Annotated in this window: 1 protein-coding gene; it reads left to right on the top strand. The window is 63.6% G+C overall.

Translation table 11 applies throughout. From position 1 onward, the window contains the following. Positions 1–2956: immunoglobulin-like domain-containing protein (locus H7993_RS20655; RefSeq protein ID WP_280517423.1), on the top strand; the 2956-nt coding region annotated here is incomplete at both ends.

The raw sequence follows: 2956 nt of genomic DNA, 5'->3' as shown, positions 1-2956 counted from the left end.
GGTTGTTACTCCGGTTGGCGATAGCGTCGACGTCACCAACGTCGTGCTCACCGCCACCGTCCCTGCTGGCGGCGCTCTGGAAAACGGCACCATCCTCTACACCGCCACCGTCGGTGCGCCAGTGACTGGCTCACCAGTCGTCGTGACCCTGTCGAACAGCCAGACCATTACCATAGCCGTCGGCGAAACCAGCGGCACGGTTTCCTATGCGCTGGGCAATGACGTCTACATAGGCGCCGACACGGTCAGCACCGCAATCACCGGTGTAACCGGCGGCAACTTCGAACAGCTGACCCCGATCACCACGCCAGTCGTGACCCCGGTCGGCGATATCATCGATGTCACCACCATCGGCCTCACCGGCGATGCGTCGGTCACCGAAGGCCAGTCAGCGACTTATACCCTGACATTGAGCAACCCGACCAATGTCGACACGCAGATCACCCTGAACCTGAGCTACGGCGGCACTGCTTCGCGCAGCGACTTCCAAGGCCCGGATACGATCACCGTGACCATCCCGCGCGGCCAGACCAGCGTGCAATTCCAACTGCCGATTCTCGATGACAGCCTGGTGGAAGGCCGCGAGAACGTCGTGGTGACCATTGCCACGCCGACCGGCGACAACTTCGAAAGCCTGGTGGTCGATCCCCAGGCATCCAGCGTCGACACCACGATCATCGACAACGATGCTCCTGTGGTGGGTGACAACGACGGCGTCCCAGGCAACAAACTGACGGGCACCGAAGACACCGTACTGGCACTGGACTGGGCCTCGTTCAACATCCAGCCGACCGCCAACCCCGGCCTCGACCTGGGCATCAGGTTCACCAGCCTGCCGGCGAACGGCTCGTTGCAGTTCAACGACGGCACGGGCTGGAGAGACCTGACTCAGGCCGATCTGGGCACCACCTTCAGCAAGGCCCAGATCGACACCGGCGCACTGCGTTTTGTCCCGGTAGCCGACGAGTCGGGCAGCGACGCCTACAACAACGGTGGCACGGGCGACCAGCGCAGCGATTACGCCAACTTCACCTTCACCCCGACGGTCGATGCCCTGGTGGGCAAGCCGGGCACCATGGTCATCGACATCAGGCCGGTGGCTGACGTCCCCGTGCTGTCCGTAGCCCAGGGCATCTCCGGCCTGATCAAGTACACCTACACCGACTTGCAGGGCCTGGGCACCAACGGCGAAGGCGCGGATCCTGCGCTGATCAAGTCCACCATCGAAGCGGCCGGCAGCCGTCCGGGCGTGATCATTTCCGATGTGGGCGACGCCAACATCGTGCAGGGCACCGGGACCAAGGTCACCGGCCTGATCTTCCTCGAAGCCGGCAAGGTCTACACCTTCAGCGGCAAGGCCGACGACGGCCTGCTGATCAATGTCGGTGGCAAAGACCTGGACGGCGCTCACTGGGGCGCAGGTATCGACCCAACCTCGGGCGACTACAGCGGCAGCATCACGCCGACCGAAACCGGCTACTACAGCATCGACCTGTACCACTACAACCAGAATGGCCCAGGCTTCTACGGCCTGAACCTCTCGGTCGACCAAGGTCCTGCGACCTCGATCGGCCAGAGCGGCGTGCCGGTCTACAGCGATATCAGCGACATCATCAAGCAGGGTATCGATGTGGTTCCGCACGTCGACGCCAATGGCGATGGCTACTACGCCGGCTACGAACTGAACCACGGCGCCGAAGACACCGCGATCCAGCTGAGCTCCATCGTTGTTTCCTTCGGCGATGTGCGCGACGGCTCCGAGCAGCACGTTCTGCAGATCAGCGGCATTCCAGTCGGTGCAGAACTGCGTGACGCCGCTGGCCACAGCTACACGGCCCAAGCCGGCGGCAACGGCACGGCCAACATCACCGACTGGGATCTGACCACCCTGACGTTCACCCCACCGACCGATTTCAACGGCACCGTGGCCCTGACCGTCACCGCCATCGCCACCGAAAACGCCGACCCGGCGAACCCGGCGTCGGTCAGCCAGCAATTGAACGTCATTGTGGACCCGGTCACCGACGTGACCAACGTGGTCCTCACTGCCGAAGTTCCAGCAGGCGGCGCTGTCGAGAACGGCACCATCGTCTACACCGCCACCGTCGATTCGCCGGTGACCGGCGCACCCGTGGTGGTGACCCTGTCCAACAGCCAGGTGATCACCATTGCCGTCGGCGCCACCAGCGGTTCGGTGTCCTATGTCATCGGCAACGATGTCTACAAGGGCGCTGATACCGTCAGCACTGCAATCACCGGTGTAAGCGGCGGCACCTACGAGCAACTGACCCCGAACACCACTCCGGTCGTGACCCCGGTCGGCGACAGCATCGACGTGACCACCATCGGCCTGACCGGCGATGCGTCGGCCACCGAAGGCCAGTCGGCCGTCTACACCCTGACCCTGAGCAACCCGACCAACACCGACACCCAGGTGACCCTGAACCTGACCTACGGCGGCAGCGCGACACGTGCCGATTACCAAGGTCAGGACAGCATCACCGTGACCATTCCGAAGGGCCAGACCAGCGTCCAGTTCCAGCTGCCCATCGTCGATGACAGCCTGGTCGAAGGTCGCGAGAACGTCGTGGTCACCATCGCCACGCCAACCGGCGATAACTTCGAAAGCCTGGTGGTCAACCCGCAGGCTGCCAGCGTCAACACCGCCATCATCGACAACGATGCTCCGGTGGTCGGCGACAATGGCGACAACAACGGCGTGGCGGGCAACAAGCTCAGCGGCACCGAAGACACCGCCGTGGCACTGGACTGGGCCTCGTTCAACATCCAGCCAACCGCCAACCCCGGCCTCGACCTGGGTATCAAGTTCACCAGCCTGCCGGCGAACGGCTCGCTGCAGTTCAACGACGGCACGGGCTGGAGAGATCTGACCCAGGCCGACGTGGGCACTACCTTTAGCAAGGCCCAGATCGACACCGGCGCACTGCGCTTTGTG

Origin of the sequence: Pseudomonas baltica (assembly GCF_014235765.1) — a bacterium.
Classification (GTDB): domain Bacteria; phylum Pseudomonadota; class Gammaproteobacteria; order Pseudomonadales; family Pseudomonadaceae; genus Aquipseudomonas; species Aquipseudomonas baltica.
This window is presented reverse-complemented; position numbering and strand designations above follow the sequence as displayed.